The 25,540-nt window shown below is 69.7% G+C and carries 25 protein-coding genes, 3 tRNA genes and 1 pseudogene; 16 read left to right on the top strand and 13 right to left on the bottom strand.

All coding sequences use genetic code 11. The annotated features are described in order from the left end of the window. Both V8688_RS03205 and V8688_RS03200 read right to left on the bottom strand, forming a co-directional pair. Positions 1–97, bottom strand: a pseudogene (locus V8688_RS03205) (nucleoside deaminase); the annotation flags it as partial. A gap of 11 nt (positions 98–108) precedes the next feature. Next, on the bottom strand, positions 109–648 hold the full coding sequence (locus tag V8688_RS03200) for a tRNA adenosine deaminase-associated protein (protein WP_218721287.1): 540 nt from the start codon (positions 646–648) through the stop codon (positions 109–111). 58 nt (positions 649–706) lie between these two features. Here V8688_RS03200 and V8688_RS03195 point away from each other — a divergent pair, with 58 nt between their 5' ends. Next, on the top strand, positions 707–1,654 hold the full coding sequence (locus V8688_RS03195) for a prephenate dehydrogenase (protein ID WP_342800116.1): 948 nt from the start codon (positions 707–709) through the stop codon (positions 1,652–1,654). 66 nt (positions 1,655–1,720) lie between these two features. Here the strand turns inward: V8688_RS03195 and V8688_RS03190 are convergent, their stop codons facing one another. From V8688_RS03190 to V8688_RS03180, 3 genes are read right to left on the bottom strand one after another with little or no spacing between them, the layout of a single operon-like run. Further along, positions 1,721–2,338: a putative glycolipid-binding domain-containing protein gene (locus V8688_RS03190; protein ID WP_218721285.1), complete on the bottom strand. Its 618-nt coding sequence runs from the start codon at positions 2,336–2,338 to the stop codon at positions 1,721–1,723. A 49-nt stretch (positions 2,339–2,387) separates the two neighbouring features. Further along, complete coding sequence (locus V8688_RS03185; RefSeq protein WP_342800115.1) at positions 2,388–4,241, bottom strand: ABC transporter ATP-binding protein; 1,854 nt, start codon at positions 4,239–4,241, stop codon at positions 2,388–2,390. Next, positions 4,238–5,944, bottom strand: coding sequence for an ABC transporter ATP-binding protein (locus tag V8688_RS03180; RefSeq protein WP_342800119.1), 1,707 nt, complete (start codon positions 5,942–5,944; stop codon positions 4,238–4,240). The genes V8688_RS03185 and V8688_RS03180 overlap by 4 nt, the downstream gene beginning before the upstream one ends. A 360-nt stretch (positions 5,945–6,304) precedes the next feature. On the opposite strand from V8688_RS03180, the gene dcm reads away from it, so the two are divergent. Both dcm and V8688_RS03170 read left to right on the top strand, forming a co-directional pair. Further along, a complete protein-coding gene (gene dcm / locus V8688_RS03175; RefSeq protein WP_218721344.1) occupies positions 6,305–7,438 on the top strand; it encodes a DNA (cytosine-5-)-methyltransferase in 1,134 nt (377 codons plus the stop codon). Then, positions 7,435–7,914: a very short patch repair endonuclease gene (locus tag V8688_RS03170; RefSeq protein ID WP_342800114.1), complete on the top strand. Its 480-nt coding sequence runs from the start codon at positions 7,435–7,437 to the stop codon at positions 7,912–7,914. Before dcm ends, V8688_RS03170 begins: the two co-directional genes overlap by 4 nt. A 9-nt stretch (positions 7,915–7,923) precedes the next feature. Here V8688_RS03170 and V8688_RS03165 read toward each other — a convergent pair whose 3' ends face one another. Further along, positions 7,924–8,052, bottom strand: a complete 129-nt coding sequence (locus tag V8688_RS03165; RefSeq protein ID WP_255588566.1) for a hypothetical protein — start codon at positions 8,050–8,052, stop codon at positions 7,924–7,926. A 142-nt stretch (positions 8,053–8,194) separates the two neighbouring features. Here V8688_RS03165 and V8688_RS03160 point away from each other — a divergent pair, with 142 nt between their 5' ends. Beyond that, positions 8,195–8,884 carry a DUF998 domain-containing protein gene (locus V8688_RS03160; protein WP_342800113.1) on the top strand — a complete coding sequence of 230 codons (690 nt, stop codon included), beginning with the start codon at positions 8,195–8,197 and terminating at the stop codon, positions 8,882–8,884. Here V8688_RS03160 and V8688_RS03155 read toward each other — a convergent pair. Further along, a complete protein-coding gene (locus V8688_RS03155) occupies positions 8,877–10,457 on the bottom strand; it encodes an esterase-like activity of phytase family protein (protein ID WP_342800112.1) in 1,581 nt (526 codons plus the stop codon). The genes V8688_RS03160 and V8688_RS03155 overlap by 8 nt on opposite strands. An 85-nt stretch (positions 10,458–10,542) precedes the next feature. On the opposite strand from V8688_RS03155, the gene V8688_RS03150 reads away from it, so the two are divergent. After that, positions 10,543–10,938: a RidA family protein gene (locus tag V8688_RS03150; RefSeq protein WP_218721280.1), complete on the top strand. Its 396-nt coding sequence runs from the start codon at positions 10,543–10,545 to the stop codon at positions 10,936–10,938. 143 nt (positions 10,939–11,081) lie between these two features. Further along, positions 11,082–11,807, top strand: a complete 726-nt coding sequence (locus V8688_RS03145) for a maleylpyruvate isomerase family mycothiol-dependent enzyme (protein WP_342800111.1) — start codon at positions 11,082–11,084, stop codon at positions 11,805–11,807. A gap of 54 nt (positions 11,808–11,861) precedes the next feature. On the opposite strand, the gene V8688_RS03140 is transcribed toward V8688_RS03145, so the two are convergent. From V8688_RS03140 to V8688_RS03130, 3 genes are all read right to left on the bottom strand, one after another. After that, a tRNA-Arg gene (locus V8688_RS03140) sits at positions 11,862–11,937 on the bottom strand. Positions 11,938–11,969: 32 nt separating this feature from the next. Beyond that, positions 11,970–12,059 (bottom strand) — tRNA-Ser (locus V8688_RS03135). 93 nt (positions 12,060–12,152) lie between these two features. After that, positions 12,153–12,890: a dienelactone hydrolase family protein gene (locus V8688_RS03130; RefSeq protein WP_218721273.1), complete on the bottom strand. Its 738-nt coding sequence runs from the start codon at positions 12,888–12,890 to the stop codon at positions 12,153–12,155. An 89-nt stretch (positions 12,891–12,979) separates the two neighbouring features. Here V8688_RS03130 and hisC point away from each other — a divergent pair, with 89 nt between their 5' ends. From hisC to V8688_RS03115, 3 genes are all read left to right on the top strand, one after another. Beyond that, complete coding sequence (hisC, locus tag V8688_RS03125) at positions 12,980–14,056, top strand: histidinol-phosphate transaminase (RefSeq protein ID WP_342800110.1); 1,077 nt, start codon at positions 12,980–12,982, stop codon at positions 14,054–14,056. 406 nt (positions 14,057–14,462) lie between these two features. Further along, a complete protein-coding gene (locus V8688_RS03120) occupies positions 14,463–15,494 on the top strand; it encodes a nitric oxide synthase oxygenase (RefSeq protein WP_342800118.1) in 1,032 nt (343 codons plus the stop codon). Between the two features lie 198 nt (positions 15,495–15,692). Continuing rightward, complete coding sequence (locus V8688_RS03115; protein ID WP_342800109.1) at positions 15,693–16,466, top strand: PRC and DUF2382 domain-containing protein; 774 nt, start codon at positions 15,693–15,695, stop codon at positions 16,464–16,466. Between the two features lie 147 nt (positions 16,467–16,613). Here V8688_RS03115 and V8688_RS03110 read toward each other — a convergent pair whose 3' ends face one another. After that, on the bottom strand, positions 16,614–17,486 hold the full coding sequence (locus V8688_RS03110; protein ID WP_342800108.1) for a VOC family protein: 873 nt from the start codon (positions 17,484–17,486) through the stop codon (positions 16,614–16,616). Positions 17,487–17,569: 83 nt separating this feature from the next. On the opposite strand from V8688_RS03110, the gene V8688_RS03105 reads away from it, so the two are divergent. Both V8688_RS03105 and V8688_RS03100 read left to right on the top strand, forming a co-directional pair. Then, positions 17,570–18,520 carry an AsnC family transcriptional regulator gene (locus V8688_RS03105; protein ID WP_342800107.1) on the top strand — a complete coding sequence of 317 codons (951 nt, stop codon included), beginning with the start codon at positions 17,570–17,572 and terminating at the stop codon, positions 18,518–18,520. Positions 18,521–18,621: 101 nt separating this feature from the next. Then, on the top strand, positions 18,622–18,993 hold the full coding sequence (locus V8688_RS03100; RefSeq protein ID WP_218721266.1) for a nuclear transport factor 2 family protein: 372 nt from the start codon (positions 18,622–18,624) through the stop codon (positions 18,991–18,993). Positions 18,994–19,335: 342 nt separating this feature from the next. On the opposite strand, the gene V8688_RS03095 is transcribed toward V8688_RS03100, so the two are convergent. Beyond that, a tRNA-Ser gene (locus V8688_RS03095) sits at positions 19,336–19,423 on the bottom strand. Positions 19,424–19,498: 75 nt separating this feature from the next. Here V8688_RS03095 and V8688_RS03090 point away from each other — a divergent pair. Continuing rightward, entirely contained in the window at positions 19,499–20,500 is a 1,002-nt protein-coding gene (locus tag V8688_RS03090; RefSeq protein ID WP_342800106.1) for an NAD(P)H-quinone oxidoreductase, read from the top strand. Between the two features lie 3 nt (positions 20,501–20,503). Here V8688_RS03090 and V8688_RS03085 read toward each other — a convergent pair whose 3' ends face one another. Next, positions 20,504–21,706 (bottom strand): cysteine desulfurase-like protein, encoded by a 1,203-nt coding sequence (locus tag V8688_RS03085; protein ID WP_218721264.1) that lies wholly within the window; start codon positions 21,704–21,706, stop codon positions 20,504–20,506. 86 nt (positions 21,707–21,792) lie between these two features. Between V8688_RS03085 and V8688_RS03080 the strand changes: the two genes are divergently transcribed. The 4 genes from V8688_RS03080 to V8688_RS03065 all read left to right on the top strand — a co-directional run bounded on the left by V8688_RS03080 (position 21,793) and on the right by V8688_RS03065 (position 25,447). Continuing rightward, on the top strand, positions 21,793–22,380 hold the full coding sequence (locus V8688_RS03080) for a bacterial proteasome activator family protein (RefSeq protein WP_218721263.1): 588 nt from the start codon (positions 21,793–21,795) through the stop codon (positions 22,378–22,380). Positions 22,381–22,700: 320 nt separating this feature from the next. Continuing rightward, a complete protein-coding gene (locus V8688_RS03075; RefSeq protein ID WP_218721343.1) occupies positions 22,701–23,528 on the top strand; it encodes an ABC transporter permease in 828 nt (275 codons plus the stop codon). 12 nt (positions 23,529–23,540) lie between these two features. After that, a complete protein-coding gene (locus V8688_RS03070) occupies positions 23,541–24,383 on the top strand; it encodes an ABC transporter ATP-binding protein (RefSeq protein ID WP_218721262.1) in 843 nt (280 codons plus the stop codon). Continuing rightward, complete coding sequence (locus V8688_RS03065; RefSeq protein WP_342800105.1) at positions 24,380–25,447, top strand: glycosyltransferase family 2 protein; 1,068 nt, start codon at positions 24,380–24,382, stop codon at positions 25,445–25,447. Before V8688_RS03070 ends, V8688_RS03065 begins: the two co-directional genes overlap by 4 nt. The last annotated feature ends 93 nt before the right edge of the window (positions 25,448–25,540 follow it).

The raw sequence follows: 25,540 nt of genomic DNA, 5'->3' as shown, positions 1-25,540 counted from the left end.
GCGCGAGCTCGCGCCCCTCGGCGTCGAAGACGACGGCGCCGACCGGCACATCACGCGGGTCGGCGTCGGCGGCGGCCGCGATCGCGGCGCGCACCATGTCCTCGTCGGTCACCGAGGCAGTTTGTCCAGGACCGCCGCGAATTCGGTGGCGAAACCGAGCCGCTGGGCGATCATGCCGAGCTGCTCGTCGGGGTAGAGGTCGGTCTCGGCCAGGATCACGCTGAGCACCGGCTCGGGCAGGCCGAGGTCGGCCAGCACGCCCAGGTCGCCCTCTTCCCACGGCTCGACATCGTCGAGGTCGTCGGGGTCGATGTCGGGGATTTCCACATTGAGTGCGTCGAGGACGTCGGCGGCGATGTCGTAGTCGATCGCCGCGGTCGCGTCCGAGACGAGCAGGCGGGTGCCGCTCGGCGCCGGACGCAACACGATGAAGAACTCGTCATCGACGTCGAGCAGCCCGAATACCGCCCCCGAGCTGCGCAATGCCTTCAGCTCCGTCTCCGCGACCGACAGGTCGAGGAGCGCATCGTGGCTGAGCGGACTGCACCGCCACGTGCCTTCTTCGCGGACCACCGCCACTGCGAACCCTTCGACGTCGAAGTCGTCGTCCGACGTCGCCCTGTTCGTGCCCGAGCGCTGTGCTGCCATGGACCAAACGGTAGTCTGTCCCGCCCGTAATGATGAACTCGTGTGCCAATCTGTTCCGATGACCCTCGACCAGCGTGCCGCTGTCTGCGTCCTCGGAACCGGTTTGATCGGCGGCTCACTGCTGCGCGCCGCGGTCGCGGCGGGGTACCCGGCGTACGGCTACAACCGCTCGGACTCGGGTGCCGACGCGGCGCGTCGCGATGGTTTCGACGTGTCGACCGACCTGTCCGCGGTGCTGCGCCGAGCCGCCGGCGAGGACGCGCTGCTGGTGGTCGCGGTGCCGATGCCCGCGGTCGAACAGCTGCTGGCCGAGATCGCCGCGCTCGCCCCCAACTGCCCGGTGACCGACGTGGTGAGCATCAAGCGCCCGGTCGTCGACGCGGTCCGCAAGCACGGGCTGGCGGCGAATTTCGTCGGCGGGCACCCCATGACCGGCACCTCCGAATCCGGCTGGGCGGCAACCGATCCCGAACTGTTCCGCGACGCGGTGTGGGCGGTCGGCGTGGACGAGGGCACGCGGGTCGAGCCGTGGGAACGGGTCGTGCGGCTGGCGCTGGACTGCGGGTCGGTGGTGGTTCCGGTGGTCGCCGACGAACACGATCAGGCTGTCGCGCGCATCTCGCACCTGCCGCACGTGCTGGCCGAGGCGCTGGCCGCGGCGGGCGCCGAGGGCGGGGCGCTCGCGCTCGGCCTGGCCGCCGGTTCGTTCCGCGACGGCACCCGCGTCGCCGGTACCGCGCCCGATCTCGTGCGCGCCATCTGCGAACCGAACGCCACCGCGCTCGGCCAGGTGCTCGACGAGACCATCGCCGCGCTGGTCACCGCCAGGGACGCGCTGCGCGCCGACGGCAGCCTCGGCGAGGTTGTCGAGGCGGGTTACCGCGGCCGTACCGCGTACGAGCAGCGCACGCGCTGGGAGATCACCGGGATCGTCCCGGGTGCGGCCGACTGGCTCACCGAGCTACACCGAGCCGGACAGCGTGGCGGGGTGCTGCGCGCACTGTGAACCCGGCGAGCGCGCGGTCGCCCGCGCCGGGCGGTGGAAGCCGGTCCCACACCGGCCGATTCGGCGTCACGCCCGTTCGGCGAGTCCGGGGTAGTCCAGGACGAATCCTTCCGGATCGACCGTCAGCGTCGCGCTGGAGACCGGGGACAGCACGTTGATGCCGTCGGCGGCGCTCGAGTAGGTGAGCTCGGCCTCCTGCACCAGCAGATCGGGCAGCCGCACGTAGACCACCGGGACCTGCACGTCGCCGACCGCGTTCTGCAGCCCGAACCGGCGGATCGGCAGCGTGTTGAAGAACGGGCTCAACACCACGTCGACATCCAGCGCGCCGGCGAAGGTGGAGCGCACATGGCTGCCGCCCGCGTCGACGAGCCAGTAGTCCTCCTCGTCCCGGGAGATGGAGGCGTGCCGTTCGCCCGCGGCGGTGGTGGTACGCAGCGACAGCCGTCGCGTAGCGCCCGCCTCGTCGGTGACCAGGTCATAGGACGCGCTGAAGGCCGGGTGCTCGCCGCAGGCGCTGCCGATCATCCGGCCCGCCGCCCGGATCCGGTTGCCGTTGAGCGTCACGCGCACCGATTCCATCCGCGTGTTGTCGTGGGCCCGCCAAGTGAGCACCGCGGGCCACCGGGAGGCCGGTCTGTTCTCGGTGGGGCCTGCGGCCGGGCCCGGGGCTGGGGTCGTCACCTCTCTACGGTAAGCGACACCAGCCCCGCTGCTGTACAACACGGTGGCATCAGACCAGCGAATCCCGCCAGGCGGCGTGCAGTCCGGCGAAGCGGCCCCGCCCGGCGATGAGCTCGGCGGGAGAGCCGTCCTCCACGATCCGGCCCGCGTCGAGCACCAGCACCCGGTCGGCAATGGCGACCGTGGACAGCCGGTGCGCGATGATCACCGCCGTACGCTCGCGCAACAGCGTCTCCAGCGCGTGCTGGACCAGCCGCTCGCCGGGGATGTCGAGGCTCGAGGTCGCCTCGTCCAGCACGATCACCGCGGGGTCGGCCAGGAACACCCGCGCGAACGCGACCAGCTGACGCTGCCCGGCCGAGAGCCTGCCGCCCCTGGTGCGCACATCGGTCGCGTACCCCTCGGGCAGGGATCGCACGAACGCGTCCAGGCCGACCGCCCGCGCGGCCGCCGTGACCTCGGCATCGGTCGCGTCCGGCCTGCCGAGGCGGATGTTGTCGGCGATGGTACCGGAGAACAGGTACGCCTCCTGGGTGACCATGACGACGTGCCTGCGCAGTTCGGCGTCGGCCAGCTTGCGCAGATCGACGCCGTCCAGGGTGATCGCGCCGCCGCTCGGGTCGTAGAACCGGGTGAGCAGCTTGGCCAGCGTCGACTTGCCCGCGCCGGTGGCACCGACCAGCGCCACCACCTGCCCGGCCGGGATGGCCAGGTCGAATTCCGGCAGCACCGGCGACTCGGCCGTGTACCCGAACCAGACCCGGTCCATCCGTACCGCACCGGTCGCCCGGTCCAGCGCGACCGGATCCGCGGGTTCGGCGACCGCGGGCTCCTCCTCGAGCACGCCCGAGATCTTCTCCAGCGCCGCCGCGGCGGACTGGTAGGAGTTGAACACCTGGGCGAGTTCGTCGAGCGGACCGTAGAACTGGTCGAGGTAGAGCAGGTACGCGGCGAGCACGCCGATCGCGAGATTGCCCTCCATCACCTGCCAGGCGCCGACCAGCAGCACGATCACCGTGGTCACCTTGCCGATGAAATTCGACAGGCCGACGTAGTCGCCCATCCCGCGGATCGCGGTGGTGGTCGCCCGCTGGTACTCGTCGTCCTCGCTGCCCAGAACCTCCTGGTTGCGGTCTTCCCGGCGGAACGCCTGCACCGCGCGCATGCCGCTCATCGACTCGACGAACTGCACGACGACGCGGGCGATCGCGCCGCGCGTGCGCCGGTAACCGGCCCGCTGACGCCGCTGCGCCCACCGGGTCACCAGTACCAGCGGCACGAAGCCGAGCAGCACGATCGAGGCCAGCATTGGATCCAGCCAGACCAGCAGCACCGCGATGGTGACCACCGAAAGGACCGCGCTGAACGCCTGATTCAGCGCGCCTTCCAGCAGTTCCTGCAGGGTCTCGATATCGCTGGTGAGCCGGGTGACGACCTTGCCCGAGGTGTACTTCTCGTGGAACGACACGCTCAGCCGCTGGGTGTGCCGGAACGCGCGCACCCGCAGATCGAACAGCACCCGCTGACTCAGCGAACCGGAGGCCCGCAGGAAGAAGTACGTGGTCAACCCCGCCAGCACGGTGACCGACACGAACCCGGCCACCGTGGCGAGCATCGGCGTCCAATTGCCCTGCCTGCCTTGGCTGATGCCGTGATCGAGGCCGTAGGCGATGAACAGCGGCATCGACACCTTGGCCGCGTTGTCGAGCAGGATCAGCACGAAGGTGAGCACCGCCTGCTTGCGGTAGGGGCGCACCAGATCGAGCAGCAGGCGCCGGGATCGCCCGGCCAGCACCAGGTTTCCGGTGCCGGTGACGGCGTCGTCCTCCTTGGCGATGCCGCGCCAGTCCGCCGCCAGGTCGGTCTGCTCGGTCGGGGTCTGGATATCGGTGTCGGTGGTCATGATTCACCTCCCATCAGTTCGCGGTAGCGGCTGTTGGTGCGCAGCAGCTTCTCGTGGCTGCCCTCGGCGACGATCCGGCCGTCGGCCAGCAGGGCGACCCGGTCGGCCAGCGCCGCCGTCGACGGCCGGTGCGCGACCAGCAGCGTGGTAGCGCCGGCGAGCACCGTGCGCAGCCGATCCTGCACGCGCTCTTCGGTTTCCACGTCCAGCGCCGAGAGCGGATCGTCGAGCACCATGATCCGGCCGTGCTCGGCCGACGCCTCGCCGATGAGCACGGCCCTGGCCAGAGCGAGCCGCTGGCGCTGGCCGCCGGACAGGCTCATGCCCTGCTCACCGATCCTGGTGTCCAGGCCCCACGGCAGCGCGTCGACGAACTCGCTCGCCTGGGCGATGTCGAGCGCCTGACGTACATCGGCGTCGGTGGCGCGCGGGTCGCCCAGTGCTACGTTCTCGCGCACGCTGGCCGAGAACAGCACCGGCTCCTCGAAGGCCACCGTCACCACTCGGCGCAGGTCGGCCAGGCGCAGGGTCGCGATGTCGACGCCGTCGATGGTGATGCTGCCGCCGTCGACGTCGTAGAGCCGGGGAATCAGTTCCAGCAGCGCGGTCTTGCCGCTGCCCGTCGCGCCGACGAGCGCGACCGTCTCCCCCGGCCGGACCCGCAGCGAGATGTCTTCCAGCACGGCTTTGTCCGAGCGGTCCTCCCCGGTCGGATAGGCGAAGCGCACATGGTCGATGACCAGCTCACCGCGCAGACCAGTGGGCAGGCTCGCCGGCTGCGCCGGGTCGGTGATGTCGAGCGGGGTGTCGATGATCTCCCAGAACCGGTCGGCGGCGGTGCGCGCCTCGAACAGTTCCGAGAGCAGAAAGCCCAGCCAGATGATCGGCCACTGCAGGAAGGTCGCCAGCGTGACGCTCGCGACCAGCGTGCCGATCGTCATCGTGCCGTGCACCACCGAGTACCCGCCGACGCCGAGCGACACCGCGATCGCGATCGTCGGGAACGTCACCAGCGCGGCCCACAGGGTCGCGTCCAGGCGCACCTTCTCCAGCTCGGTCTTCTGCAGCTCGCGCGAGAGCGCGGTGAAGCGCGCGCCGAAGAACCGGCCGCGGCCGAGGGCCTTGAGCACGCGCACGCCCTGCGCGGATTCCTGGGCGATGGTCGCCAGGTCACCGGACTGGTCCTGCGAGCGCCGCGAGGCCACCTCGAACCGGCGCACGAAGCGCACGCAGAACAGGGTCAGCGGCAGCGAGATCACCGTGAAGATCAGTCCCACTTGCCAGTTCATCGCGAACAGCGCGATCAGGCCGATCGGCAGCACGATGCTGTTGACGATCAGGAACGGTCCGGCGAACGCGACGAACCGCCGCAGCACCGAGAGATCGTCGATGGCGCGCGACAGCAGCTGACCCGATTGCCAGTTGTCGTGGCGTCCGATCGACAGCGCCTGGAGCTGGGCGAAAAGCTTTGCCCGCATCCGGATCTCGAACAGAGTGGACGGCTTGGACACCAGCCAGCGCCGCCCCCACATGCCGAAGGATTCGAGCCCGCCGAGAACGAAGATCAGCGCGACCGGCAGCAGCAGCCCGACGAAGTCCCGCCGCGCGATCGGCCCGTCGATGACCCTGGCGATCACCAGCGGGATGACGATGGCGGTACTGGCGGTGACGATCGCGAGCACATTGGCCCCGATCAGCGGCACCCGGTAGGGCCGCAGGTACGGCAGAAATCGGCGCAGCGACCGCGATCTACCGCTCGGCCGCGGCGACGGCCGCCCCGATCTGTCGGCCTCCGCATCGGTGGCCGCCAGCTCCACAGTGACAGACAAGACTCTCCCCCTTGGTGTCCGGTTGGATGGTTGGTTTCCGGAACGGACGCCTGGTGATGTTCGCACCGGGGTCCGACAAGTCGGCCTCTCCAGAGTGGCACCGCAGCACCGTCGCGAGCCACTGATTTTTCCGCTGGAGCTCGGGGTTCGGCCGCCCGATACAATGCGCCGCAGGCGCGAGTGACGGGTCGTTGGACGGCGAGCCCGCCAGACACAGGAGGGTCGTTGACGCGGATGGTCGGGCTGTTCGCCGGGATCGGCGGGCTCGAACTCGGCCTCGGCAGCAACGGCTGGTCGACCGAGTTGCTCTGTGAGATCGATCCCGGCGCGCAGGGCGTGCTCGCGGCTCGCTTCCCCGACACTCCCCTGCACGGCGACATCACCCGGCTGCGCTCCCTGCCCGCCCGAACCGAACTGGTCGCCGCGGGCTTCCCGTGTCAGGACCTGTCCCAGGCCGGTCGCACCGCGGGCATCACCGGTCGCCGATCCGGGCTGGTCGACGAGGTGTTCCGGCTGGTCCGGCGGCAACGCGGACCGCGCTGGCTGCTGATCGAGAACGTCCCGTTCATGCTGCAACTCGGCCGGGGCGCGGCGATGCGGCACATCACCGGCGCACTGGAGGAACTCGGCTACACGTGGGCCTATCGCGTCGTCGACGGCCGTGCCTTCGGGCTGCCGCAGCGGCGCCAGCGGGTGCTGATGCTGGCTTCGCGCACCGAGGACCCGCGCGAGGTGCTGTTCGGCGACGACGCGGGCCCGCGCGAGTACGGCGACCCCGAGCGCGATCCGTGCGGCTTCTACTGGACCGAAGGCGTGCGCGGCCTCGGCTGGGCGGTGAACGCCGTGCCGACGCTCAAGGGCGGGTCGGGTCTGGGGATCGCGAGTCCGCCCGCGGTGCGGCTGCCCGCAGGCGAGATCGTCACGCCGGGCATCGTCGACGGCGAGCGGTTGCAGGGTTTCGACGCCGACTGGACCGCGCCCGCGCTCGACGTGCCCGGGGTGCGGCAGGGGCATCGCTGGAAGCTGGTGGGCAACGCGGTCAGCGTGCGGATGGCCAACTGGGTCGGTGAGCGGTTGGCCGCGCCGTCGGAGCCGCTGACCGTGGGGGAACCGCTGCGGCCGGGCTCACCGTGGCCGACCGCGGCGTGGGGCCGCGCCGGCGTCGTGCACCGGGTTCCGCTGTCGACGTGGCCGGTGCACGAACCGTACGAGGATCTGAAGAATTTCCTCGCCGAACCCCGGCTGTTGTCGCCACGCGCCACGGCCGGTTTCCTGCGCCGTACCGAGATGGGCAATCTGCGCTTCCCGCCGGGTTTCCTCGACGATGTGCGCGATCACCTCGACCGCATGGGCGGCTGGGCGGCATGACCGGGCGGCACGCGCGACGTGGGGACGTGCCCGCCGCGCCGCCGCCTGCCGCGAAACCGGTCACCGACGCGGCGACCAGCGCCCGCATGTCTCGCCAGCGACGTGCGAATACCGCACCGGAACTGGCCCTCCGTCGTGAACTGCATCGCGCGGGCCTGCGCTATTTCGTCGACCGCGCGCCCATCAAAGGCCAGCGCCGGCGCGCCGATGTGGTGTTCCCGCGCCTGCGAGTCGCCGTCTACGTGGACGGCTGCTTCTGGCATCGATGTCCGGTGCACGCGACCGATCCGAAGAACAACGCCCAGTGGTGGGCCGACAAATTGGCGGGCAATGTGGCGCGTGACCGGGCCACCGACGCCGCGCTGCTGGCAGCGGGCTGGCAGGTCGTGCGGGTGTGGGAACACGAGGATCCGCATCTCGCCGCCCAGCAGATCTTTGCCCTGATACGCGAGCGATCACCTCGCTCGCAGCGGTAGACGACCGGGTCAGCGGCGGCGCGGGTCGCTGTGCACGCGCACCCGGACCAGCGATCGCGGCGCGTTCGCGGCGGCGAAACCGGAGACAGCCATCGCCAGGACCATGGCAAAACCTGCCAGCGCTATCACGTAGCTCATCGAAATCCTCCTGGTTGGTTACGCCACCCACCCTGCCCGGTGAACCTGACAACAACCTGTGCGCGCTGTGATGAAACCACGTGCGCGGCGGGCGACGCGCCCGATCGGGTGATGAACCGGACGCTCCGCCGGGGGCAGCACAATGGTCGATGTGCCCGAATCCACCCGGATACCCCGCGGCTACCCACTGCTGATCGCCCTCGCGATCGCGGTCGCCGGCCTCTGCTATTCGTCCTGGGTGCTGGAGTTCGTCCTGCCGATCGAGGCCGATTCGGTCAACTCCTTCCTCAGCGAACTCGACGCGGAGGGCAAGCCCTACCGGGAGGTGTTCGCCACCGCGGACAAGCTGGTCGGCCTGCTGCTGATCCCGGCCGCGATCGGCGGCCTGCTGGTCTTTCGCCGACGCACGCTCACCACCGTCGGGTGGATGGCCCTGCTGTGCTTCGGCGCGTCGACCATCGCCGACGCCATGCTCCCGCTGCGCGATTGCGACCCGTCGGTCAGCACGTGCGGCGGCAACAGCGAGCTGTTCCCACAGCTGCATCAGCCGCACGCGCTGACCAGTTCCCTGGCGGTCACCTCGATCGCGGTGGCGGCGTTCGCCTTCAGCGCCGCCGCCTACCGCTATCACCGCTGGCGGATCCTGCGCGAGTTCGGTGTGGTCGTGCTCGTCGTGGGGTCGGCGGCGACCGTCTGGATGTTGATCGCCGACAACCTGTCCGGTTCCTACGCTCTCGGCATCGCCCAGCGCATCCAGGTCGGGTCGATGTCGCTGTGGCTGCTGGCGCTGGCCGCCGCCGTGCTCGTGGAGGGGCGCGAGTGGACTAGTTGACCGAGATCCGCACCGTGTAGCCGCCCACCTCGGCGGGCAGCTTGGTGGTGTCGACCGCGAGCACCTCGCCGGTGTCCTGCAGCCCGTTGGGCAACGTCTTGGGCTTCAGCCCGAACGGCGGCTGCTCGCCCTGGCTCGCGGCCAACCCGAAATCGCTGTCGTTGGCGATGTAGATCGTCTTGCCGCCGTCGGTGGTGGCGATGCCCTCGATCTTGTCGTGGCCGAAGAACCGGCCCCGCTCGTCGAGTCCGGCGACCAGCGCCGACAGGTCCAGGTTGCGCTGCTTGGCGACCGGGGTGATGCCCGCCTTGGTCAGCGCGGCCACCGCGTCCGTGGTCGGCACGACGCCGACGAGCGTCTCCAACGGCTTGCCGTCGACCAGCAGGCCGCCCTTGGCCGCGTCGTAGGTCGCGCCGGGCACGCTCGACCGCGGGCCGACATCGGTGGCACCGGCGATATCGATGGTCCAGATCTTCTTGTTCGACTGGGGCGCGAGGTTGCCGTCACGCTCGTCGACGAGGAAGGTGGTCGCGCTCAGCGCGGTGATCTCCGAGACCGCGACCTTGTTCTGCTTCGGGTTCTCCAGCGGGTACAGGAATTCCTTCTGCGCCTTGGTCTTCAGGTCGACGGTGACGATCCGCGCGAACGGCACCTCCTTGGCCGAACCGCTCAGACCCGGGGTGTTGAGCGCGCTCTGCACGACGCCGACGAGGGTGCTGCCGTCGGGCGTGATGGTCAGGCCCTCCATGCCCTGGTTGGGCGTGCGCAAGGCGATCTCCTCGGGCAGCCCGCTCCCGGGCGCGAGCCGCTCGATCTCGGTGCCCTCGGCATCGAAATGCACCAGGAACGGGCCGTACTCGTCGGACACCCAGAAGGTTCCGTCGGCCAGTGCGACCAGGCCCTCGGGGTCGAGGCCGTGATCGGTGGGAGGCAGGACGGTGCCCTGGAGATCCTTGATGGTCTCGCCGGTTGTGGCCGAGGTGTCGACCTGACCGTTGAACGGCGCGCCCGACTTGCTGCGCAGCTCGATGCTCGACTGGAGCACCGCCCGGTTGTCGACCAGCTTGAACCGGCCGATCTTGGGCACGAATGCCGGGGTGGGCGAGAGCTTTTCGTTCTTGGCCGGGCCGTCCACATTGGGACCGCGGTCGGTCAGGCCGTAGAACTCGTCGGCGCTGCCCGGCACCGGCGTCCACGCCGAACCGAATCCGCTGCCCTGCACCGTGGTGCCACCGAACTCGCCGAGCACCGGGATGTCGGTGGTGTACAGCCGCACCGCGTCGCTGGTGGTGACCTTGAACTGGTCGAGTCCGCGGTAGCCGGCGACCGGGGTGTAGACGTAGGACCCGTCGGTGCGGCGGGTCAGGCTGCCGTGCTCGGGCTCCAGGTCGACGCCGAGGACCGCGCTCTTGCCCGACTTGGCGACCAACTCGTCGAGCGAGATGACCAGCGTCTGGTCCCGGTCCACGGAGAAGTCGGCGTCGGCGCCGGGCGTCGAGCAGCCCGTGGCGACGGCGGCGGCGCACAGCGCGGCGGTGAGCGGGAGGAGGCGGAAAACTGGACGTGCGTTCATCTGCCATTCGTACCGCGTCGAGCCGACCGGCAGCCGACCGACAAATGAATTGTGATCCACCCTGCGGTGGATCATTCTGGCTGCCATGACCACAACTCGGGTGAACATCGCTTCCGCCTCCGATTTCGAAGATGTCGTGGGGTACTCGCGGGCCGTGCGTGTCGGTGACCATGTGGTGGTGAGCGGAACGACCGCCGCCGTCCCCGGTGGTGGCGCCGTCGGCGGCGACGACATCGGCGCGCAGACCACCGAGGTCCTCGCCCGTATCGCCACCGCGCTGGAACAGGCGGGCGCGAGTTTGCGGGATGTGGTGCGCACCCGCATCTTCGTCACCGACATCTCCCGCTGGTCCGAAGTCGCCGCCGCGCACTCGGCCGTCTTCGACACCATCCGCCCCGCCGCCTCGATGTACCAGGTGACCGGCTTGATCGCTCCCGAGCTCCTGGTAGAGATCGAGGCCGACGCGATCGTTGCCGGCTGAATCGTCACACGCGCCGCTGCTCCGCCGTCGCCGTCGAGCCCGAAAACTCCCCAGTTGTCCACAGGTTCACGGTTATCCACAGGGGGCGCCGACACCGCGGTGAACGGCGGTGCGCACGGACCAGGGCAACTACGCTCGACCGGGTGACCAGCGAAACGGCTACTCCCACCGACCTGCTCACCCAGGTCGCCGCCTCCACCGCCCGCTTCGACGCGGCGATCGGCGCGCTCACCGATGCCCAGCTGAGCGAACCGTCCCGGCTCCCGGGCTGGACGCGCGGGCACGTCGTCGCGCACATGGCGCGCAATGCCGACAGCCTGCTGAACCTGCTGCTGTGGGCACGCACCGGCATCGAGATCCCCCAGTACGCCAGCGCCGCGCTCCGCGACGCCGACATCGAGGCGGGCGCACCGCGCCATCTGGCCGTCCAGCACGCCGACTTCACCGCCTCGGCGCATCGCTGGCAAGCGGTGGCCACCACGATGCCCGCCGCGGACTGGCAGGCGGTCGTGCGCAACCGGCAGGGCGGCTCGCTCACCGCCGCCCAGATTCCGTGGATGCGCCTGCGCGAGACCGAGATCCATCACGTCGACCTCGGCGTCGACTACACCCCCGCCGACTGGCCCGCGTCCTTCGTGGCCCGCCTGCTCCCGGAAGCCATCGCCGACGTCTCCGCCAACCTGCGCCCGGAGGCAACCCCCACCTTCGACATCCAGGCCACCGACACCGACTTCATCGCCACCGTCGGCCCCGGCCGCCCGCACCACACCGTCCTCGGCCCGTCCTCGGCCCTGCTCGCCTGGCTCCTCGGCCGCTCCCCCGGCCACGACCTCACCGGCCCGCTGCCCCCGCTGCCCGCGTGGAAGTAGCCGACCCGGCCGAGCATGAGAAAAGGCCCCCAGCGAATGCTGAGAGCCTTTTCTTGGTGCGCCCGAAGGGATTCGAACCCCTAACCTCTTGATCCGTAGTCAAGTGCTCTATCCGTTGAGCTACGGGCGCATGGTCTTCAGTTGTACCCGGCGAACCGGGTGTGGCGGAGGCGAGAGGATTTGAACCTCCGGTCCCCGTGAAGGGACAACTCATTAGCAGTGAGTCCCATTCGGCCGCTCTGGCACGCCTCCTGGAGCCTTCTCTTTCGAGGGCACCGGTCCTTGTCGAACCGCCGGGAATGAAGATTACACGAGCAGTTCATGTAGTCCAAAACGCCTGGTCAACTACCGTAAGTTGCTGTCGAACCAGTCGTAGATCCGGGTCTGGGAATCGATCCGAATGGCGTTGGCCGCGTCGTCGTCCGGATCGGGGCGGTCGGCGCGGTGACTGAGGCCGGGATAGGTGATGGTGAGACTGGCCACATTCGCTCGGGCGGCCTCGTCGCGGAGCCGCTCGACGGCGTCGGGCGGGGTGGCCGGATCGTCGGCGCCGAACAGGCCGAGCCACGGCGCCTGCAACGCGGCGGCGATGTCGACCAGGGCGGTGTCCTGATCCGGGAGCGGCTCGGTGATGCCGGGGGCACCCACGCTCACCGCGGCGCCGATCGGACGGTTGGTGGCGACGAGGAAGGCGGCGGTGCCCGCGGTGTCGAAGCCGAGCACGCCGATGGTGTCGGGGAAGACGCCGCGGCGAGTGAGCCAGTCGAAGCCGGCGTCGAAGTCGTCGAAGAGCTCGTCGCCGAAGACCTCGGTGACCTGGTCGTCGGCGATCCGGTCGAAAAGGTGCGGCGCGACGACGATCCAGCCATCGAAGGCCAGCGACCGCATCAGGTCCAGCAGCTGGGGCGAGAACTCCCGGGATTCGTGCAGGACCACGATGCCGCCGCGGGCGACTCGCTCGGGCTCGACCACGGTGATGGGCACAGCCGTCCGCGTGGCGACGGCTGCCGTTTCGGCGCCACCCGCCACGGCGGTGAGCTCCACCGACCTGAGTGGGGCGACATCGTCGTAGGTCCCCGACATAAACCCAGCGTAGGCGGCGAAACAGCGGTTGGGTAGAGCTGATCGGCGGCGGCGCGCACCGATATGACGCGTCACCGTAGGGTGGAGGCGTGACAGCGCACATCCGGCCCGACCTCGCCACCATCCCGGCCTACGTTCCCGGCCGTAACCACCCCGATGCGGTGAAGCTCGCGTCGAACGAGACGACCTTCGGGCCGTTGCCGAGCGCGGCGAAGGCGATCGCGGAATCGGCCGAGCAGGCCAACCGGTACCCGGACAACCAGGTCACCGAGCTGCGAGCCGCCCTGGCGGACTTCCTCGGCGTCACGGTCGCGAATGTGGCGGTCGGCTGCGGCAGCGTCGCGCTGTGCCAGGAACTCGTGCAGATCACCTGTGACGCGCCGACCGACGAGGTGGTCTTCGCCTGGCGCTCGTTCGAGGCGTACCCGATCGTCACCCAGGTGGGCAACGCCACCGCGGTGCCGGTGCCGCTGGCCGAGGGCCACCTGCACGACCTGGACGCGATGGCCGACGCGGTCACCGAACGCACCAAGCTGATCTTCGTCTGCAACCCGAACAACCCCACCGGCACCGCGCACGGACGCGCCGAGCTGGAGCGGTTCCTGGACCGGGTGCCCGCACACGTGCTCGTCGTGCTGGACGAGGCCTACTACGAGTACCTCCGGCTGACCCCCGAGACCCGTCCCGACGGCGTCGAGATCGGCCGCACCCGACCGAATGTCGTGGTGCTGCGCACCTTCTCGAAGGCCTACGGCCTGGCGGGCCTGCGGGTCGGCTACGCCGTCGGTGATCCCGAGGTGATCACCGCCCTGCTGAAGGTGCACATCCCGTTCAGCGTGAACCGGGTGGCGCAGGCGGCCGCGATCGCCTCGCTGGAAGCCCGTGGCGAGTTGCTCGACCGGACCGACGTGCTGGTCGCCCAGCGCCACCAGGTGCGCGACGCGCTGCTGGCGGCCGGCTACCAGGTGCCGTCGAGCGAGGCCAACTTCGTGTGGCTGCCACTGGGCGAGCGCACCACCGCCTTCGCCGAGGCCAGCGCGGCCGCCGGCGTGCTGGTGCGGCCGTTCGCCGGGGACGGCGTGCGGGTCACGATCGGCGACCCGCACGAGAACGAGCAATTCCTCGCGTTCGCCACCGCACCGGAGACCGCCGCCCGATTCCGTTAGGTCAGCACACCGTCAGCATGCCTTGACGCCAGTCGTGGTGGGATTACCGCGATTTCGAGCACACCGCCAGCACACCGGTCGTAGGCTGGCTCGCAGCGAATCTCGGTGTTCGAACAGGACGACTATGCATGCGGCGACGCTCGACCGATTACCTGGTCGGCGCGCGCCACCGGTCGAGCAGCGTGTTCTCGGCGGGCGAATACCCCGCATCCCGGGTACGCCCGCACGGCCCTGCACCCTGCTGCCCGACCGGAGATGTACCGTGAACCAACGTTCTCGCCCTGCTGTCTGCGAAAAAGGCTCCACCCCAGTCACTTCGGCCGGTGACACCGTCGTCGCCGCACCGCCTGCCACCGACCTCGAGCGTCGGCTACGCGAATGCGACGAGTTCTTCCGCAATCCCGAACTGGGTCATCTACCCACCCAGCGCCGGCTCGGCGCGCTCGCCGAACTGCGCGAAACCGGCACCTATCGGCAGACCGCCGAGGAGATCCTGATCGGCGCCAAACTGGCGTGGCGCAATCACGCGCGCTGTGTCGGGCGCAAGCATTGGCGGTCGCTCAAACTGCTGGACGCGCGCCGAGTTACTTCCGCGCGAGAGCTTTCCGAGGCTTGCTGGCAGCATCTGCGCCTGGCCACCAACGGCGGTGCGATCCAGTCGATGATCACAGTCGGCCCGCAGCTCGAGCCCGGCGGTGGGGAGTACCGCATCGTGAGCTCGCAGCTGATCCGTTACGCGGGCTATCCCAACGGCGACGGCACCGTCACCGGCGATCCGGCCAACATCGCCGCCACCGAGCAGGCGATGGCGCTGGGCTGGCGCGGCGCGTGCACCCCCTTCGACGTGCTGCCCGTGCTCATCAGCACGCCCGACGAGGACCTGCGGTACTTCGATGTGCCGCGCGAGCTGGTCCGCGAGGTCGATCTGGTCCACCCCGACTACCCGTGGTTCGCCACCCTCGGGCTGAAATGGCATGCGCTACCGGCGGTGTCGAACATGGACCTCGAGGTAGGCGGCATCACCTACCCGTTCGCCCCGTTCAACGGCTGGTACGTCGGCACCGAGATCGGCGCGCGCAACCTCAGCGACACCGATCGCTACAACATGTTGCCGCTGATCGCCGACATGATGGAGCTCGACACCTCCTCGGTGCGCACGCTGTGGCGCGACAAGGCGCTGATCGAGCTGAATCACGCGGTACTGCACAGCTTCCGGACCTCGGGCGTGCACATGGTCGACCACCACACCGTCGCCAAACAGTTCTGTGATCACGTCCAGCGCGAGGAGGCGGCGGGCCGACGCTGCCCCACCGACTGGAGCTGGATCAACCCGCCGATCTCCTCGGGCCTGACCCCCACCTTCCATCGCTATTACGACGAACCCGACATGGACATCCGTCCCAACTTCGTCAAGCGGGAGCGGCCGGGCGAACGCTAGCGACGCTCGTGCGCCGACCGCCGATGCCGCCTCGACCGGGGGTTGTTTGCCGAAGATCGACTCGGGTATTTGCTTCGAAGTAGCTGATCTGGCTACGCCGGATGCTGCGAAAGAGCGATCACGACAACCCAGCGGAGCCGCCCGCCGACCCGATGCGGCCGGAATCGGGCGACCTCCGCGTCAGGTAGGAGGATCATCATGAGCAGAGCGACATTGGATTCGTTGATCGGCGCCACCGCGTACGACGAGCGGGGCGAGAAGATCGGCAAGGTCAAGCAGATCTACCTCGAGAACACCACCGGGGCGCCGACCTGGGCCGCCGTGTCCACCGGTCTGTTCCACGGCGACTCGCTGGTCCCGCTGGCCGGTGCCGAGCACCGGGCAGACGAGGACACCCTGCGCCTGCACGTCGACAAGGAAGCGGTGAAATCCGCGCCGCACCTCGACGACGACGGCCGGATCAGCGCCGAGTCCGAGCAGGAACTGTTCCGGCACTACCACGTCGACCCGCGGGCGGCGGCCTGGGATACCTACGGCCGCCAGCAGATTCGTGCGGGCGACGAGGAGCCGCTGACCCACGGCAACCCCGGGATCGGCGGTGAGTCGATGATCCGCTCGGAGGAACAGCTCCGGGTGGATACCGAGCGCGAGACCGTCGGCACCGCCCGGCTGCGCAAGTACGTGGTCACCGAGGAACAGAACGTGCGCGTCCCGACGAGTCACGAGGAAGTCCGCGTCGAGCGCGAACCGATCACCGATCGGGGCGAGCGCGGGGTCGAGATCGGTGACGACGAGCGTGAGGTGACCCTGCACGCCGACCGGGTGCGGGTGGAGACCGAGGCCGTCCCGGTGGAACGGGTCCGGCTGGCGGTCGACGAGGTCGAGGACGAGCAGACCGTGTCCGGCACCGTTCGCAAGGAACGCGTGGACACCGAGGGCTTCGACGACGATCCGCCGCGCACCGCGCGCTGACCTGGGTGCCAACCAGCTCGCGGCCGCCCGCTCCGGTGGGCGGCCGCGAGTCGTTCACCGGGCTGTTCCGCACCGACTCGGCCACGACTTCGTCGCCCGCCCCGCTGGTCCGTGTGGAAGACGAGCTCAACAGCAGAGGGTGGCTCCTCAGGCGGTGAAGAAGAGGCAGGCGCCGTAGGCGTCCGTGGCGGAGACGACGAAGCCGTCGGCGGTCGGGCTGGTCGGGGTGCCCGCGTCGTCGACGAGGTCGCGGGCCGCGACGACGTCGTCGACGCGGATGGTCAGGGCGGCCGGGTAGGAGGCGGCGGGCGCCGGTTCGCCGGGCAGGAGTTCGTCCGCGTCGCTCGCCCGGACGAATTCGAGCCGCGCGGGCCCGACGGAGAACATGGTCAGCGGGCCCTCCTGGTCGGGCACGCGGTCCAGGACGCGCCGATAGCGGTCGACGACGGTGGCGAAGGCGGCGTCGTCGACGACATACAGCGCCGAGCCGAGGCCGCGGGCGCCGTTCGGGTGCCGCAGATAGCGCGGTTGGTGGACGTAGTCGCGGGTCAGGTGCTGGGCGACGCCGAGGTAGGTCTCGGGGGTCGCGCGCGGGTCGACGTGGACGGCGCGGGCCCGCAGGGTGCGTGGGCCGTCCAGGGTGTCGACCGGGCGTTCGAGGTCGAGGACCCCGGACGTGCGTAACCCGGCCTCGGTCAGGCGACGGTCGGCCTTCTCGGCGTCCGAGGTCTCCAGGTTGAGCAGGCGCAGCCCCTCGTACTCGTCGGCCATCGCCCTGGTGTGCCACGGGTCGGGCGCGGTTTCGTCGACGATGCCGAGCAGCTCGAGATAGGAGTCGTCGAAGACCGCGCACAGGTTCGCGGTGCAGCCGGCGACCGGCGACTCCCCCGGCCCGGCGGCGAGCAGGTGGCGCGAGCGCGGGGTGAGGGTGAAGCCGAGGGAACGGTAGCGGCGCTCGAGGCCGTCGAGATCGCGGGTGAGGATGCCGACGTGGTGGATGCCGTCGATGTCTGCTGTCATGCGTCGATCGTGGGTCCGGCCGGGGGCGATGTCGCCGATCCGCGCCCGCTGCGCCGGAATCCGACACGACCTACGCTGATCTGGTGGATTCGGTCAGGCTCGACGCGGTCGATCTGGGGCTGCTGCACGCCTTGCAGGTCGACGGCCGGGCTTCGTTCCGCCGGATCGGCGAGGTGCTCGATGTCGCCGACCGGACGGTGGCGCGGCGGTTCGCGCGGCTGCGCGCCCACGGGCTGGCGCGGGTCACCGGCATCGCCGCCACCGGCCTGGTCGGCCACGCCGAGTGGCTGGTCCGGATCCGGGTGCGGCCCGGCGGCGCGGACGCGCTGGCGCGAGCACTCGCCCGCAGGCCGGACACCTCGTGGGTGAGCGTGCTCGCCGGCGGTGCCGAGATCAGCAGCTTCTTCCATGTCGGCGCCGACGCCACGGTGCCGCTGGACGCGCTGGCCAGGCATCCGCAAGTCGAGTCGGTCCAGGTGCAGCGGCTGCTGCGGCATCTGACCGATCGGCGCTGGCAGGGCCGGACGTCGGCGCTGACATCCGAGCAGGTCAGCGCACTGGCACCGGCGCTGGCCGAGCGGCCGGACACGATCACGATGACCGAACTCGATCGGCGCCTGCTGCCCGCCCTCGCCGTCGACGGCCGCGCCGACTACGCGCGGCTGGCGCGCGCGGTCGACTGGTCGGAGTCCGCGGTCCGGCGCCGGGTGGACGAGCTGCGCATGCAGCGCGTGCTGCGCTTCGATGTGGAGATCGATGCGGCGGTGCTCGGTTTCCCGGTGCAGACGGCACTGTGGCTGACGGTCGTGCCCGCCCGGCTCGTGGCCGTCGCGCGGGCCCTGTCGGCACATCCGGAGGCCGCGTTCGTGGGCGGGACCACCGGGACCGCGAACCTGATCGCGATCGTGGTGTGCCGCGACGCCGACACCCTGTTCGACTACCTCACCGAGCGGCTCGGCGCGCTCGACGGGATCGAACGCGTCGAGCCGGTGCCGATCACGGCCATCGCCAAACGGGCCGCTCCGGTCGGCTGATCTCGGGGCGTTCCGCAGGCCGGTCCGCGGGCGTAATGTGCTGGATTACGGGCCGAATCGCCCTGGTCCGGCTCGTTGGGCGACGAGCGAGGGAGACCGAGATGAGCACCGCATCCAGTTCGGGATTCGATGCCGAAGCACTGCGCCGTGGCATCGAAGGCCGCGACGCGACCACATTGCTGGCACTGTACGGCGACGACGCCGAGATCCGGATGGTCGACCACAACGACCAGCCCAGCCATCCCCGTGTGCTGCACGGACGTTCGGCGATCAGCGAGATGTTCGCCGACGTGTGCTCGCGGGAGATGACCCACAAACTGGAAAGCGTCCTGATGGACGGCGACCACGTCGCCTTCGTCGAATCCTGCCGCTACCCCGACGGAACCCGGGTCCTGGTCCACTCGATGGCCGACATCCGCGACGGCCGCATCGTCGACCAGACCTCCATCCAGGCCTGGGACGAGGCCGGCTGAATTCGGCCCGGGTCGTCGACGACCCGATTCGAGGATCGGCCGTTCGACGATCGCGTGCGCGGCGCCGATCGGATGAGCTGCTCGTCCACGTCGTCGCGGATCGCGGCCGTGGACAGCAGCACGGTCCCGCGCGCGCGTTCGGCGATCCTGGCGACGACGAACTCCGCGGTCGCCGCCGAGAGCATCGGCCGACCGTGACGTGACCGATCGCCCCGATCACCAGGACTGTGCTGTTGTCGACCGTGCGCCCGACAAGTAGGGATGGGCCGATCTGGTTCCACGTCCTGTGCGACCGGATCGGCGGCGTCAGCGAGAAGAACAGGCGGTGCCCACCAACCGGATTGGCGGAGACGGAGGGATTTGAACCCCCGGTCGCTCTCGCGACGCTCGCTTTCAAGGCGAGTGCATTCGGCCGCTCTGCCACGTCTCCCTAGAGTGAGATCGTAGCGGACGCGCGGCACGCGTCCGGTGTCCGGCCGAGGTCGCGGAGAGGTGGAACCACCCCATGCAGGCAATCGAGTTGAACGGGTTCGGCGGGCCGGAGGTGCTGGAGTGGACCGTCACGGTCGATCCGGAGCCGGGGCCCGGCGAGGTGTTGATCGAGGTCATCGCGGCCGGGGTGAATCGGGCCGATGTGTTGCAGCGGCGGGGGTTCTATCCGCCGCCCGCCGACGCGAGTTCGGTGCCGGGGCTGGAGTGTTCGGGGACGATCGTCGCGCTCGGGGAGGGCGTGCGGGAGTGGCGGATCGGGGATCGGGTGTGCGCGCTGCTGTCCGGTGGCGGCTATGCCGAACTGGTCGCGGTGCCTGCCACCCAGCTGTTGCCGATTCCGGACGGGCTCGATCCGGTGGCGGCGGCGGGGTTGCCCGAGGTGGCGACGACGGTGTGGTCGAACCTGGTGATGACGGCCGGGCTGCGGTCCGGGCAGCTGGTGCTGATCCACGGTGGCGGCGGCGGGATCGGGACGCACGCGATCCAGGTGGCTCGCAGCCTCGGGGCGCGGGTGGCGGTGACGGCGGGCTCGGCCGAGAAGCTGGCCAAGTGCGCCGAGCTGGGGGCCGAGCTGCTGATCGATTACAAGACGCAGGACTTCGTCGCGGTGGTCGCGGCCGAGCCGTCGCAGGCCGGTGGTTCCGGCGCCGACATCATCCTCGACAACATGGGCGCGCTGTACCTGGAACGCAATGTGGAGGCGCTGGCGGCGCACGGTCAGCTGGTGGTCATCGGGATGCAGGGCGGCGTGGCCGGGAAGCTGAATCTGGCCACGCTGCTGGGCAAGTGGGGCACGGTGCACGCGACGAACGTGCGCAACCGGCCACGCGTCGGCGCGGGCAGCAAGGCCGAGGTCGTCGTGGCGGTGCGCGAGCGGCTGTGGCCGCTGATCGCCGCGGGCGAGGTGGTGCCGGTGATCTCCGCCGAGCTGCCGATCACCGAGGCGGGCCGCGCGCACGAGCTGCTCGATTCGCCGGAGACCTTCGGCAAGATCGTGCTGCGCGTGCGCGACTGAGGACTATTCGAGCGCGCTGAGCGCGCGGCCGAGCTGGTCGATCTCGTAGCGGGTCGTGTAGGGCGCCAAGCCGATGGTGACGGCGCCGCCCTCGTCGTTGACCCCCAGCGCGTCGAGCAACCGGCTGCCGCCGTGCACGCCGCTGACCGTGCCGATCCGGTTGTCGGCCAGCTTGGCCGCCACCTTCTCCGCCTGCATCCCCGCCATGGTGAAACTGACGGTGGGGATGCGGGTGGAGGCACGGCCGATCACGGTGAGGTTGTCCACCTTGTCGAGCACCTGCATGAGGTGATCGAAGAGCTGGTCGTGATAGTCCTGCAGCGAGGTGATCGACATCTCGAGCCGTTCGCGCCGGGTGCCGCGCGCCCGCTCGTCGAGTCCGGCGAGGAAGTCGATCGACTCGGTGAGCCCGGCCAGCAGCGCGTACTGGTGGCCGCCGACCTCGAGCCGTTCAGCACCCTTGGCATAGGGGTTGAGCGACATCGACGGGATGCGATCGAGGAAGGCCGGATCGCGGAACACCAGCGCGCCCACCTGCGGGCCGCCCCACGACGGCGCGCTCAGCGCGACCACGTCGGCGTTGAGTTCGTCGATATCGATCAGGGCGTACGGAGCCGCGCCGAACGCGTCGGCGACCAGCAGGCCACCCACGTCGTGCACCCGGTCGGCGGCCACCCGGACCGCGGGCGCCGAGCCAACGATCGGGGACGCGGCGGTGAGCGCGACCAGCCGCGCGGTCGGGCCGATCAGCTCCTCGAACTGCCACGACGGCATCTCGCAGGTCTCGATCTCGACCTCGGCCCAGCGCACGTGCGCGCCGTAGCGGTTGGCGATGCGCAGCCACGGGGCCACATTGGCCTCGTCGTCGAGCCGGGACAGCACGATGCCGGTGCCGAGACCGAGCCGGGAACTCAGCGATTCCGCCAGCCAGGCCAGCAGCACCGCGCGATCGGGTCCGAGCACGACGCCGGCCGGATCTCCCCCGACCAGATCGGCGACCGCCTCACGCGCGGCGTCGAGGATCGCACCGCTGCGGGTCGCCGCACCGTGGCGGCCGATATGGGAAAACGAGGAGGTGCGGAAACCCGTTGACACGGCACGCGATACCGAATCCGGAACGAGCATCCCCGCCTGCGGGTCCAGGTGGATCCAGCCGTCGCCCAGGGACGGTATCAGGCCCCGAACCCTCGCGACGTCATAAGTCATGCCCGCCACTTTAAGGGCAGCGGGCGGTCCGGTGTAACCGCGTCGGGGTTTTAGCGCGAACCTGCCACACACGCAATGATGGGGATATGACGCACTCGGAGGATGTACCGGAATCCATCGTCGTGATCGGCCCCGACGGCCGTCCGCTCACCGTGCCCGCCGACCAGAACGGTGGCGCCACGTTCACCGGGCAGGTCGTCCCCGACGACGAGCAGAGCGCCACCGACGACGCCGATTCGGGTGAGTCGCTGGCCGACATGGTCGAGCAGCCCGCCAAGGTGATGCGCATCGGCACCATGATCAAACAGCTGCTCGAGGAGGTGCGGGCGGCTCCGCTCGACGACGCCAGCCGGTCGCGCCTCAAGGAGATCCACAAGTCCTCGGTCCGCGAGCTCGAGCAGGGCCTCGCGCCCGAACTGCGCGAGGAACTGGAGCGGCTGACCCTGCCGTTCACCGACGAGTCGGTGCCCTCCGACGCCGAGCTGCGGATCGCCCAGGCCCAGCTGGTCGGCTGGCTCGAGGGCCTGTTCCACGGCATCCAGACCGCGCTGTTCGCCCAGCAGATGGCCGCCCGCGCCCAGCTGGAACAGATGCGTCAGGGCGCCTTGCCGCCGGGCATGCACGCGGGTGATCCGAAGGCCGGTGGCCACGTGGGCGGCGGGCAGTACCTGTAGTCCACTGAAGTCCCGCCCGTTCTCGGCCGCCTCGATTCTGGACTGACGGAGCGAGGGAGCGCAGCGACCGAGCGGAGGAAGGAAGAATCGAGGCCGCAAGGCCGAGAACACCCCGGCCCCGGCCGGGCGACGACACTGTAAGGTCGGGGACCGTGCCCGCAGCTGCCGCTCGTCCCGATTCGGTCTCCGACCAGAGTGACGCGCGTACCGAAGAGAGCCCCGTGCATTCCGACGACGATTCCCCGGTGACCGAGGCCGAACTGGCCGAGATCGCCGAAGCCGAGCACACCACGGATTCGCCCCTGCTGGTCGCGGAGCCGATGGTGTCGGACTCACAGACCTTCCAGCGCGCCTTCAAGGACATGCGAGACGGCTTCCATCAGCGCGAGCTATGGCTGTCGCTGGGCTGGCAGGACATCAAGCAGCGGTACCGGCGATCGGTGCTCGGCCCGTTCTGGATCACCATCGCGACCGGCCTGCAGGCGCTGGCGATGGGTCTGCTGTATTCGACGCTGCTCGATCAGCCGATCAGCCAGTATCTGCCGTACGTGACGATCGGCCTGATCGTCTGGAACGTCATCAGCGCCTCGATCCTCGAGGGCTCGGATGTCTTCATCGCCAACGAGGGCCTGATCAAACAGCTGCCGTCGGCGCTGAGCGTGCACGTGTACCGGCTGGTCTGGCGGCAGTTCCTGTTCTTCATCCACAACGCCGCGATCTACGCGGTGCTGTTGGTCGCGTTCTCGCTCTGGCGTGACCTGAACTGGTCGGTGCTGCTGGCCGTGCCCGCGATCCTGCTGCTGTTCCTCAACGCCATGTGGGTGTCGATCGTGTTCGGCATCTTCTCCACCCGCTACCGCGACATCGCCCCGATCCTGGGCTCGATGACGCTGATGCTGTTCGTGCTGACCCCGGTCATGTGGTCGACCAAGGCGCTGGAGAACTCGGTCGGCGGGATGAGCGACCGGGCCAAGCTGATCGAGATCGTGCCCACCTTCCACTACCTGGAGATCGTGCGCGCACCGCTGCTGGGCGAGCCGTCGGAATGGCACCACTGGGCGATCGTCGGCGCGATCACGGTGGTCGGCTGGATCGTCGCGATCCTGGCGCTCAAGCAGTACCGTGCCCGCGTCCCGTACTGGGTTTAGGAGCAGTCCCCGATGAGCCGTGTGAGTATCGAAACCCAGCAGGCGTGGGTCGAGTTCCCCATCTTCGACGCCAAGTCGCGGTCGCTGAAGAAGGCGTTCCTCGGTAAGGCGGGCGGCGCGATCGGGCGCAACAGTTCCGATGTGGTGGTCGTCGAGGCACTGCGCGACATCAACCTCTCGCTCAAGGAAGGCGACCGGGTCGGGCTGGTCGGCCACAACGGCGCGGGCAAGTCGACGCTGCTGCGGCTGCTGTCGGGGATCTACGAGCCCTCGCGCGGCAGCGCGCGCATCCGCGGCCGGGTGGCGCCGGTGTTCGACCTCGGCGTCGGCATGGATCCGGAGATCTCCGGCTACGAGAACATCATCATCCGCGGCCTGTTCCTCGGGCAGACCCGCAAGCAGATGATGTCCAAGATCGACGAGATCGCCGATTTCACCGAGCTCGGCGAGTACCTGTCGATGCCGCTGCGCACCTACTCCACCGGCATGCGGGTCCGGCTGGCGATGGGTGTGGTGACGTCCATCGACCCCGAGATCCTGCTGCTGGACGAAGGCATCGGCGCGGTCGACGCGGAGTTCATGAAGAAGGCGCGCACGCGGCTGCAGTCGCTGGTCGCGCGCTCGGGCATTCTCGTCTTCGCCAGCCATTCCAACGAGTTCCTGGCCCAGCTGTGCGACACCGCGATGTGGGTCGACCACGGTCAGATCCGCCTGCACGGCGGCATCGAGGAAGTCGTGCGAGCGTACGAGGGTCCCGACGCGGGTAACCACGTGGCACAGGTGCTGCGTGAGCTGGAGACCGAGGGCGCATCCGGCGCGACGGGCGAGAAGGAACTGGAGCAGAACAAGGCATGAGCGGTCAGCGGCCGGAGGACCACGGCGATCGGGCGGTCGTGCCCGGTGGGTTCAGCGTGACCGACCGTCTCGAAGCGGCCGAGGCGCCCGCCGAACCGATCGCGCTGCCCGACGACGCCGAACTGCCCGCCGGTGCCGAACCGGCCGACCTGCACACCGAGACCGGGCCGCGGGCGCGGATCATCGGCGTGGTCGTCACGCACAAGCGCCGGGAGCTGCTCGCCGAATCGCTGAAGGTGCTGGCCTCGCAGTCGCGCCCGATCGATCACCTGATCGTCGTCGACAACGCCAACGAGGACGAGGTGGCCGAGCTGGTCGCCCAGCAGCCGATCGAGGCCACCTACCTGGGGTCGCGGCACAACCTCGGCGGCGCGGGCGGTTTCGCGCTCGGCATGCTGCACGCGCTCACCATGGGCGCGGACTGGGTGTGGCTGGCCGACGACGACGGCCGCCCGGACGGTCCCGAAGTGCTGGCGACCCTGCTCGATTGCGCGCGCAGGCACAACCTCGTCGAGGTGTCGCCGGTGGTGTGCGATATCGACGAACCCGACCGGCTGGCCTTCCCGCTGCGCCGCGGTGTGGTGTGGCGGCGGCTGCGCTCGGAGCTCGGTGACGAGGACTTCCTGCCCGGCATCGCCTCGCTGTTCAACGGCGCGCTGATCTCGGCCAAGGCCGTCGACCTGATCGGGGTGCCGGATCTGCGCCTGTTCGTGCGCGGTGACGAGGTGGAGGTGCATCGCCGCCTGGTCCGCTCCGGGCTGCCGTTCGGCACCTGTCTGCAGACGGCGTACCTGCACCCCAACGGCGCCGAGGAGTTCAAGCCGATCCTCGGCGGCCGGATGCACACCCAGTACCCGGACGACCCGGTCAAGCGCTACTTCACCTACCGCAACCGCGGCTATCTGATGTCGCAGCCGGGCATGCGCAAGCTGCTGCCGCAGGAGTGGATCCGGTTCTCCTGGTTCTTCCTGGTGACCCGGCGCGACCCGGCCGGCCTGCGCGAATGGTTCCGGCTGCGCTCGCTCGGACGCAACGAGCAGTTCGGGAAACCCGACCCGAAATAAATCGGTTGCCGCGGTTCGCGGCGATGTGTCATTGTCTGGGGACCAGCGAGAAGAGACGAGGAGGTGGATGTCCGTGGTGAGGATTGCCGTGCC

It is taken from the genome of Nocardia sp. No.11 (genome assembly GCF_038752175.1).
GTDB lineage: Bacteria > Actinomycetota > Actinomycetes > Mycobacteriales > Mycobacteriaceae > Nocardia > Nocardia canadensis.
This window is presented reverse-complemented; position numbering and strand designations above follow the sequence as displayed.

What these genes read in the sequence shown, in the direction of transcription:
- V8688_RS03075 (WP_218721343.1), top strand. Translation starts at nt 22,701, where the DNA reads ATGGTGTCGGACTCACAGACCTTCCAGCGCGCCTTCAAGGACATGCGA.
- V8688_RS03155 (WP_342800112.1), bottom strand. Translation starts at nt 10,457, where the DNA reads ATGAACGCACGTCCAGTTTTCCGCCTCCTCCCGCTCACCGCCGCGCTG.
- V8688_RS03090 (WP_342800106.1), top strand. Translation starts at nt 19,499, where the DNA reads ATGCAGGCAATCGAGTTGAACGGGTTCGGCGGGCCGGAGGTGCTGGAG.
- V8688_RS03165 (WP_255588566.1), bottom strand. Translation starts at nt 8,052, where the DNA reads ATGAGCTACGTGATAGCGCTGGCAGGTTTTGCCATGGTCCTGGCGATG.
- V8688_RS03130 (WP_218721273.1), bottom strand. Translation starts at nt 12,890, where the DNA reads ATGTCGGGGACCTACGACGATGTCGCCCCACTCAGGTCGGTGGAGCTC.
- V8688_RS03110 (WP_342800108.1), bottom strand. Translation starts at nt 17,486, where the DNA reads ATGACAGCAGACATCGACGGCATCCACCACGTCGGCATCCTCACCCGC.
- V8688_RS03070 (WP_218721262.1), top strand. Translation starts at nt 23,541, where the DNA reads ATGAGCCGTGTGAGTATCGAAACCCAGCAGGCGTGGGTCGAGTTCCCC.
- V8688_RS03065 (WP_342800105.1), top strand. Translation starts at nt 24,380, where the DNA reads ATGAGCGGTCAGCGGCCGGAGGACCACGGCGATCGGGCGGTCGTGCCC.
- V8688_RS03170 (WP_342800114.1), top strand. Translation starts at nt 7,435, where the DNA reads ATGACCGGGCGGCACGCGCGACGTGGGGACGTGCCCGCCGCGCCGCCG.
- dcm (WP_218721344.1), top strand. Translation starts at nt 6,305, where the DNA reads ATGGTCGGGCTGTTCGCCGGGATCGGCGGGCTCGAACTCGGCCTCGGC.
- V8688_RS03080 (WP_218721263.1), top strand. Translation starts at nt 21,793, where the DNA reads ATGACGCACTCGGAGGATGTACCGGAATCCATCGTCGTGATCGGCCCC.
- V8688_RS03085 (WP_218721264.1), bottom strand. Translation starts at nt 21,706, where the DNA reads ATGACTTATGACGTCGCGAGGGTTCGGGGCCTGATACCGTCCCTGGGC.
- V8688_RS03185 (WP_342800115.1), bottom strand. Translation starts at nt 4,241, where the DNA reads ATGACCACCGACACCGATATCCAGACCCCGACCGAGCAGACCGACCTG.
- V8688_RS03160 (WP_342800113.1), top strand. Translation starts at nt 8,195, where the DNA reads ATGGTCGATGTGCCCGAATCCACCCGGATACCCCGCGGCTACCCACTG.
- V8688_RS03150 (WP_218721280.1), top strand. Translation starts at nt 10,543, where the DNA reads ATGACCACAACTCGGGTGAACATCGCTTCCGCCTCCGATTTCGAAGAT.
- V8688_RS03200 (WP_218721287.1), bottom strand. Translation starts at nt 648, where the DNA reads ATGGCAGCACAGCGCTCGGGCACGAACAGGGCGACGTCGGACGACGAC.
- V8688_RS03195 (WP_342800116.1), top strand. Translation starts at nt 707, where the DNA reads ATGACCCTCGACCAGCGTGCCGCTGTCTGCGTCCTCGGAACCGGTTTG.
- V8688_RS03115 (WP_342800109.1), top strand. Translation starts at nt 15,693, where the DNA reads ATGAGCAGAGCGACATTGGATTCGTTGATCGGCGCCACCGCGTACGAC.
- V8688_RS03100 (WP_218721266.1), top strand. Translation starts at nt 18,622, where the DNA reads ATGAGCACCGCATCCAGTTCGGGATTCGATGCCGAAGCACTGCGCCGT.